Origin of the sequence: Bacteroides faecalis, from assembly GCF_003865075.1 — a bacterium.
Classification (GTDB): Bacteria; Bacteroidota; Bacteroidia; order Bacteroidales; family Bacteroidaceae; genus Bacteroides; species Bacteroides faecalis.
Window position 1 is genome coordinate 360,709 of the sequence record NZ_BHWB01000005.1, and the last position, 9,036, is coordinate 369,744.

Consider the following 9,036-nt stretch of genomic DNA (forward strand, 5'->3'; position numbering starts at 1 on the left):
ACCCATAAAACCCTGTTTTACTCTTTTTGGAGATGACGCAGGCTCAACCGACAAGTGCAAAATAAGCGAAAAGATTTAAATTCAGCCCGATTCTTGCCTATAAAAATTGTCTCAATTGTCAGAATCGCACATCTTTGTGGTTTAGAACATTTTAGTTTTGTAGTTTAGGCTATTTTTTGTCGTTTGGGCTATTCCTCCATCCATAACACACCGTATTATTCCGCCTCTGTTTTCCTCCATTTAGGGGTACAGCCCGCATTTTCCTTGAACAGCCTTATAAAATGGCTTGGTGACAAAAAACCGGATTTCTCGGAGATGTCGGCAACCGTCAACCTCGGATATCGCGCAAGCAGACGTTTCGCATATTCTATACGAAGTCCGATAATCCAATCGCGGAACGACATGTCATACGTAGTTTTGATGTACCCGGACAGGTAGGTACGGTTGGTATGAAGCACATCTGAAAGCTCCTTTATGGTAAGGCCGGGCCGGATATAACCGTCCGCATCGATACAACCTTTGATTTTTTTCGCTATTTCGGCATGGAAAAAAGGAGTATCCTGCCTCTGTGCCTGTTCCCGGTTTGTGGTGTCACACAGGTCTTCCTCTTCAGAAGTCATGCCATCTTCCATCGCGTTTTCCACCTGTTCGTAAAACAGCAGATAGTTCAGATAGCAAAGGAAGAGATAAATGTAAAACGGTACCGATGACAGAATCCAGATATAGACGTATTCATCAGGCAGGAATGTCAGCAGTCCGCATCCCACCCCGAATGTGACAGCCCAGTAGGTGAAAATGGAAAGCCATTTGATATAGGCACCGATGTCGTCCGCACGGGTGTCATCGAAAATGCGGATGACCCTGTGATAGGCCCGGAGAAGCCTACGGGTCAAGAACAGCCCATAGATAACCAACCATGCGGCCAAGGCAAACATCACCGTTGTCTGTAAACCACCTTTTGGTAACAACAGCAGAATGATGCCGGAAAGGATGGAAAACAGTATCCATAGACAGATATGCGTCCGTAACCGACGTTTGGTGATATAAAAGCGGTCAAGCAGAGTGGTGAGGGCCGAACTGAACAACCAGTAGCACAAAAAATAGGTGGACAGGTTCATCAGGATGGCGGCATCGGTATTCTTGAACCTGATTCCAAAAAAGAAATGTACCGAATAGTTGGCGGCAAGTAACAGTGGCTACCCCCATAATTCGCCGGGAACGCAGATAATTATTGAAAATGGCTTTTTCCGAGGTTGGAGCCAACAAAAAATAAAAGCCGAAGAACAACATCAACGGTAGCGCAATACAAAGTGAATAACTGTATATAGATGGTTCCATTTTATTATGCCTAACTATTTTGAATGCAAAATTAGCGAAAATACTGAATATATGGCGGATTTGCCATGACGATTTACTTTCAACACCCTATTTTGATATAATCGAGGGCTTGTTGTATGGTATCCTTGCCATTATGTCATATTGATGGAAAAAGCAGGAAAAGGAATGGTATGTTCCCAATCCTGCCATATATATCCGCACACTCGTTCACATTTTTATACCTTTCGGTTTGCACTCGTCACGGACGTTGAATCCCGGCCGCCCGATGATGATGTGGTCGGCAATAAAATTGCCAGACGGACTGCGTTCATTCACCGAGCTGCGTATCTGCGGCACATCTTCGGTGTGTTGTGGAGATACGTTTCGTACACCTTCCGCATCCGGTTTGACCTCCTGTCCGTCATTCTCCTTTTCGGCGACTTCGGGCGTAGGCGGCTCAAGCTCCAACTGTATCTTTCGGTCGAGTGCTGCAAGTTCGGACTTCAACTGTTTCAGTTCGTCCTCCTTCTTCCATACCTTCCCGGCTATCTCCTACAACTGTGAGACCTCCTTTTCCTGCACCTCGTTCTTCGCCTTGTACTGGTCAATGATGGACGGAATCCTCTCCAATGCGTTCAGGAAATTGCGTGCGGTGGCTACCGGGTCAGCCATCGCCAGCATGCAGCCTATGTCATACAAGGATACTGATACTACGGGAGAACCTGTCGAGCATGTGACAGAACCGGACAAGCAAATTGCGCATTCGGCTCTCGGTGACTACGGACCATTCAGTGTGAAATATGCCACGAAGGACTTTCTCAGCTACGGGAACAAAAAGTTCCGCATATAGATTCTGATTTTGCTTGTTACAGATGGAAGCAACGGCAATATGCCAGAGGAGGCCGGGCTATACAAAAAATAAGGGGCTGTACACATGCGTCAGCTCCTTGTTTTTAAGGGGTAAGCGACTGCTCAACTACATCTTGTGCATTCAATTTTTCAGTGGGATGCACTCCATTGTAAGTGCATCTCAATTTCCATATACCAACTTATCTCAGGGTTGTCATTGAGTGTCAGTCTCGCTTTTTCCCGTTTTTTCCTGCATTTTCCCGGAACTGTCCTGATTATTTTCTCCATACATCCGGTAGCAGTTCCTTCAGGTCTCTGTCTGATTTGGGAGCCAGATAATAGGGGAGTTTACTGATCACATCATTCAGCCACTCTCTGGGGTTGACACCACGTTCCTTACATGAGCCAAGCAAGGAACAGATTATAGCCGTATTCTCAGCCGCTTCGTGGTTTCCGCAGAACAGCATGTTCTTTCTTGATATGACCAGTGGCCTCAGGGCATTCTCACAGCGATTGTTGTCAATGAAAATTCTTCCGTCATGGAGATACGGTTTCATTCTTGGCAGCAGGGAGTAGGCATAGGCTATGGCTTTTCCCATAAGACTTCGTTTTAGAACTTTAGGGTATGTGTTTTTAAGCCAGAGTTCAAAGCTGTCAAGCATCGGTTTGGATAGACGTTGGCGTAATTCAGCACGTCCTTCATACGGGAGTTCCTGTTTATCCGCCATGTATTCCACATTATACATATCCTGGATAAATTTGAGTCCCTGCATGGCATATTCCAGATTTTCTTCCTTGCACAGCTCTATATGTCTGCGGATATGCGCGAGACACCCACACAGACATACGTCCTCCCCATCCTCAAAGGCGTCATAAATGGGATGGCCGTCACTTTGGAGATATCCTTTGAAGTTTTTCAAAAGCCTGACCGCAACTTTTTGTGAACGCGATCCGTTGTCGTAATGGAAGAAGGCAGACGCGGCACAGCCGCTCGGACTATCCAGATGTATTCTTTTACGGCTTTATGCCTGTCGTGGTTTATAACCGGAAGCGTGGTCTCGTCAACCTGGAAGTAATCTGCGGCCAGTACTTTCTTCCTGAGTTCCAGATAAAGTGGCCTGAGAAGCTCGCAGACCGGTCTGAACCAGCCGTCCAATGTGTTTTTGGACAGTTTCACACCCAGATGTTCCAGCTGTTTCACTTGTCGGTAGAACGGGACATGATATTCGTATTTCTGTAAAAGGACCTCAGCGAGCATGGAAGCCCCTGGCATACCTTTATATATGGGCATCAGTGGCATGGGAGCGGTTATTACAGCCTTTTCTCCGTTATCAACGGCCTCCATTTCATTTTTCAGGGCGTATGTGGGACGTACCGTGTCTTTCACATAGAGGTAGCCGGGTTTCATCTCAAGGGTCCTGGTATGTTCCTCGCCTATCTTGACGTATCTGCTTAAATCGACATTCTCCGGTTCGATGACGACTGTTACAACCGGAAGGTTATCCATGACGACCCGGTTACGGCGCGGCGTTTTATTGGCGGCCCGGGACTTGGGGACGGTAATCTGTTCAGCCGCCCTGCTCCGGGCATCTTCGATTTCCGCCTCTATCTGTTCCAGGTCGCCATAGTCAAAAGGGAGCTTCGGGTCTCCGTTATCGACAGGCTTGCATTTCTCACTCATCTTTCCGAACACCTTCCTCTTCAGCCATGCCAGGGAGGCGTTCAACTCAACTATCGTACCCCGGAGTTCTTCTATGGTCCTTGCCTGGGCTGAGATGATCTCACTCTGTTTACGGTTGATATCCAGCAGCTGCTCCATTGAGGGTTCCACAGCTTGTCCGGTTGCATCTTCTTTTGCCATTCAATATCTTTTTTTTGATGATATAAAGATAGTCAAAAACAACAAGAAAAACAAGCCTTCAAGCTGTTTGTTTACAACTGTTTTACCAATGCTTTTTCAAATTGGAAAGCCGTCTTTGCCTGCCTTTGCTGACATCTTCATTGATGCCTTCCACCATAACGACCAGGTCACTCCAGGTCATGGGGTAAGAACGGGTGGCAGGATTATAGGCGGGTATCTTGAAGGTGCCTTCTTCAAGCAGTTTCTCATAAAGGACCAGACCGCCCGGTTCGGCATGGAGCAATTTTATCTTGGTCCGGAAACGGTTGTAGAAAATGAATACCTCCCCACTTCTGATGTCGCCTCCCATCCTCTCATGCACAAGGCCGCAAAGAGTGAACATACCTTTCCTCATGTCCGTATAACCGGGGCACAGGAAATATCTCATGCTGTCATTTAGGCAGAACATTGGCATTATATATTTTAGAGATCAGATTCAGGGCAGCTTCACAGCCGGAAGACCCTTTAAACTTCAACTTCAATCCGTTGGGTAATTCCAAGGATATTTCAGAGCTGTCCTTTCCTTTCAAGGGAAAGGGGACGCTAGGCTGGGGAGATGGCAGGGGAGCCTCGTGAGATATACCGGGGGATGGCGTGTCGCCATTGATTACTATGGGGACAAAGCTGTCTTTAACCCCTAAGCGGGAGGCTTCTGCCAATAACTCCCGCTCCGTTATACCGTATTTTTGTTTCCAAAGATAGAATCTACTACGGCTATAACCTTCATTCTCACAAAAATCAGCAATGGACAAACCACTCTGCTGCTGACGGAAAAGAACGGAGATAAATTTTTCTCTGCTCATCATGTGTTTACGTCGCTGCATCATAGGATATTATTTTTTTTGCAGCAAAAGTAAGGAGGGAAAATGAACTGTAGAAGATGTACTTACTCAGGCGCTTACTTTAAGGGGATATTCGACTTTTAGCCCCCAAAAAGATCAATATTGTTATGTACAACCGTCCAACCTGCGGGTAAAGTGCGCAACTCGGATCTGGACAGCAAGCTGAAAAGAGGCACAAGTATGTAGGCAACCCTGTTATAGCACCGGAATCTGCTGTGTCGCATGAATCAACCGTAGTCCCCGTGAAAGGCATGGCTATACCGCCAAGGGCTGTGGATGAAGTCGCAATGCGGAAAGCCGTCCTTTCCCAGGCAGTTCTCAGGAAGTCTTAAGAAAGAGGGGATAAACATCTGATACGGACAACTCGCAATACGATACGCAACGATGAAAGTGGTGAACAAATCTGGCACTAACGGATGCGCCTCTTTTATATGATTATAATATTAACAAGAAATGCCCGCCATTGTTCTTAAATGCGAATTATAACTTCTTACTGTTGGAAGATTATCTATAAATCGGGCATGAGGGTAAGAGTGCTTACAAACAATTCGGCCCGCTTTATTGGGGGCTGCCAAACCTCGACCGGCACCTGTACCACCCGCGGATATAAATTCGGACCGGAGGTATGGATGGTATTCCGCACACCGGACCAACGTACCCTTGCGGACAGTCCCGAGCCCGGCAAGCCATAATTCCGTCGGGTCAATTGAACAACCGCCTCTCGGAATATGTTCATATCATGGGCCGGTCCCGTATGCAGCTATTTTCCGGGGTACATGACATTGAGGACATACCGCCTGATGCCGACATCCGAGGTTATGTTTAAATTTGTATATTAATTTATATTTTTATATATTTGCAACAGTTGTTGTCTAATTTACATCAGAATGACACGTGTTCGGAATATGGGAAGAATACTGTCCGCATTCCTCATGCTGGGAATTTCCTCCATGTGCGGAGCCCAGATATATAAATACTTGGGAATAGAGGACGGATTGAGTAACCGGAGGATTTACCGTATCCAAAAAGACGGGAGGGGATACATGTGGTTCCTCACCCAGGAGGGGATGGACCGTTATGACGGCAAGCGGATCAGGCATTACACTGTTCTTGACGGCAATCTGAAGGTGGCCCCGCAAGTCAATCTGAACTGGCTCTACACCGACACGGAGAACACGCTGTGGGTTGTGGGAAGGAAAGGCCGTATTTTCCATTACGACACCCTCCATGACCGTTTCCGGATGGTATACAGGATACCCGGTCTTCAGGATGACTTCGCCACGGGCATGCTCTGTTACGCCTATATGGACCGTGGGGACCGCATATGGCTCTGTCAGGGTGACCATATCATCCGCTATGACACCCGCACAGGCATTGCGCAGCGGCTGGTCTCCCGTTTAAGAGGTGATATAACCGCTATCAGCGAGACGGACGGTACAAACCTTTTCATCGGTACCGTGAACGGACTTTTTCCGGTACGGGAAAGGGACGGTGTCCTTGAGGCGCTTGCGGACACGGACAGCATCCGGACGCCGGTCAGCGAACTCTACTACCACCCCGGTTCGAAGAAACTGTTCGTGGGAACCTTCAGGAAGGGCATACTTGTATACGGAGTGTCCGCAGGCAGTACGCTGCGGAATGTGGCCGTCAACCGGATCACCCCTCTCAATGACCGGGAGCTGCTGATAGCCACGGGCGGAAGGGGGGTATACAGGATGGATATGGACTCGCTAGTGCCCAAACCCTATATAACCGCCGACTACGCCAGCCACAACGGCATGAACGGAGACAATATCAATGACATTTATGTGGATGGCGGGGACCGTATCTGGCTTGCCAACTACCCCGCCGGAGTCACAATCCGGAATAACCGCTACCAGAGCTATGAATGGTTCCGGCACTCACCGGGCAACAGCCGGTCGCTGGTTAACGATCAGGTGCATGATGTCATCGAAGACAGCGAAGGCGACTTGTGGTTCGCCACCAGCAACGGGATCAGCCTGCTGCAGCCTGCGGTAGGACGGTGGCGCTCCTTTCTCAGCCGGTCCGATGGGATACAGGATGGCGGGAACCATATCTTCCTGACGCTCTGCGAGGTCTCGCCGGGTGTCATCTGCGCCGGCGGGTACGCTTCGGGCCTGTACAGGATCGAAAAGAAAACCGGGAGGGTGGAATACTTTCCCCCCTCCTTTGCAGCAGAGGGGCGTCCAGACCAGTATATCAATGACATCGGAAAAGATTCCGGAGGATGTATATGGACAGGGGGCTGCCACAATCTCAAACGTTTCGATCCCCATGACGGCACAGTACGCCTGTACCCGGTCCCGGGCCCCATCACCGCCATACTGGAGAAGGCTCCGGAATGGATGTGGATCGGTACCGGCATGGGGTTGTACCTGCTTGACGGGCACGGGGGGACCTGCAGACATATCGCCTTTCCAGTCGAGGCGGTTCATGTCTATGCACTGTACCAGGCACCGGACGGGCTCCTGTATATCGGCACCGGCGGGGCGGGACTTCTCGTCTATGACAGCGTGGAGGACAGGTTCGTCCGCCAATACCAGACCGAGAACTGCGCCCTGATATCCAATAACATCCATACCATTGTCCCCCGTGCGGACGGCACCCTGCTACTGGGGACCGAAAACAGCGTGGCCCTGTTCCGGCGTGAGAGCGGCACTTTCAGAAACTGGACGGCAGAACAAGGGCTGGCAAGCGTATGCCTCAATGCCGGGGTATCCACTTTCCGGCACGGGGAAAGCTTCGTGTTCGGGAGTAACACCGGAGCCGTCATGTTCCCCTCCGACATGAGGATACCCGCCCCGCATTTTTCTCGGATGCTCCTGCGGGATTTCATGATCTCCTACCGCCCCGTCTATCCCGGGGACAAGGGATCCCCCTTGAGGGAGGATATTGACAATACCGTCAGGCTGGAACTTGCATATGACCAGAATACCTTCTCCCTGGAAGCTGTCTCCATCAACTACGACTATCCCTCGAACATCCTATATTCATGGAAATTGGAGGGGCTCTACGAGGGCTGGAGCCATCCGGTCCAGAGCGGGCGGATACAGTTCACGAGCCTGCCCCCAGGCAACTACACCCTGCGTATCCGTGCCGTCTCCAATGAGGAGAAATACAAGGTGTATGAGGAAAGAAGCCTCGGTCTGAGTGTCGCCCGGCCGCTGTGGGCGGGTACATGGGCCATTGCCGGATATGCGTCATTGTGTGTGTTGGCTGGGGTGGTGTCTTTTCGCGTTGCCATGTTGCGCAGGCAGAAAAGGATATCAGACGAAAAGACGTGCTTCTTCATACATACTGCCCATGATGTCCGTACTCCGCTTACGCTGATCAAGGCTCCGCTGGAAGAGGTGGTGGAGAAAGACATGGTGAAGGCGGAGGGGATGGACAATGTACGGATGGCCCTGAAAAGCGTGGACGGACTTCTGGGATTGGTCACCAGCCTGATAGATTTCGAGAGTACGGACAACTACACCTTGAGACTTCATGTCTCGGAATATGAGCTCAACAGTTATCTGGAGACGACCTGTGAGGCATTCCGCACATATGCCTCCATCAGGGACATCGATATCACCCGTGAGAGCGGCTTCCCTTACCTGAATGTCCGGTTTGACAAGGACAAAATGGACTCTATATTGAAGAATATACTGTCCAACGCACTGAAGTACACTCCACGGGGCGGGAGTATCCAGATCCGTGCCTTCGTGGACCGGCATGTATGGGGTGTGGAAGTGGAAGACACGGGGATTGGCATTCCACCTGAGGAACGGAAGAAACTGTTCAGGAACCATTTCAGGGGCAGTAATGCCGTCAATCTGCAAGTGGCGGGAAACGGTGTCGGACTGATGATGGTACATAGGCTGGTAAGGCTGCACGGAGGCAGGGTCCGCGTTACCAGTACCGAGGGGAAGGGGACCATGGTATGTGTTATTTTTCCCCTGAGGAGCAGACGCCTTGACAAGGCATGCCCCGTTGCTTCGCCCAGGAAACAGGATACCGGGGAAACCCGCATGGGACCGGATTGCGGCCCCATGCGTGAGATCCTTCCAACAATGACCGGCGGGGACCGGCAGCGTATTCTTATTGTGGAGGACAATGACGATTTGC

4 protein-coding genes and 3 pseudogenes are annotated in these 9,036 nt (G+C 50.0%); 2 read left to right on the forward strand and 5 right to left on the reverse strand.

From position 1 onward, the window contains the following. Positions 1 to 215 precede the first annotated feature (215 nt). Both EJF25_RS11680 and EJF25_RS25665 read right to left on the reverse strand, forming a co-directional pair. A pseudogene (locus tag EJF25_RS11680) lies at positions 216 to 1,338 on the reverse strand (helix-turn-helix transcriptional regulator). Positions 1,339 to 1,545: 207 nt separating this feature from the next. Then, a pseudogene (locus EJF25_RS25665) lies at positions 1,546 to 1,995 on the reverse strand (hypothetical protein); the annotation flags it as partial. Between EJF25_RS25665 and EJF25_RS25100 the strand changes: the two are divergent. Then, positions 1,970 to 2,167, forward strand: a complete 198-nt coding sequence (locus tag EJF25_RS25100; protein ID WP_133303669.1) for a hypothetical protein — start codon at positions 1,970 to 1,972, stop codon at positions 2,165 to 2,167. The pseudogene EJF25_RS25665 and the gene EJF25_RS25100 sit on opposite strands and share 26 nt — an antisense overlap. 274 nt (positions 2,168 to 2,441) lie before the next feature. Here EJF25_RS25100 and tnpC read toward each other — a convergent pair. The 3 genes and pseudogenes from tnpC to tnpA form a co-directional block, all read right to left on the reverse strand. Beyond that, a pseudogene (tnpC, locus tag EJF25_RS26590) lies at positions 2,442 to 4,027 on the reverse strand (IS66 family transposase). 82 nt (positions 4,028 to 4,109) lie between these two features. Then, a complete protein-coding gene (gene tnpB, locus EJF25_RS11700; RefSeq protein WP_074759520.1) occupies positions 4,110 to 4,454 on the reverse strand; it encodes an IS66 family insertion sequence element accessory protein TnpB in 345 nt (114 codons plus the stop codon). A 4-nt stretch (positions 4,455 to 4,458) separates the two neighbouring features. Continuing rightward, positions 4,459 to 4,893: an IS66 family insertion sequence element accessory protein TnpA gene (tnpA, locus tag EJF25_RS11705; protein ID WP_004308135.1), complete on the reverse strand. Its 435-nt coding sequence runs from the start codon at positions 4,891 to 4,893 to the stop codon at positions 4,459 to 4,461. Between the two features lie 902 nt (positions 4,894 to 5,795). Here tnpA and EJF25_RS11715 point away from each other — a divergent pair. Next, positions 5,796 to 9,036 (forward strand): sensor histidine kinase (locus EJF25_RS11715; protein ID WP_148098097.1); only part of this gene is annotated, 3,241 nt, incomplete at its 3' end.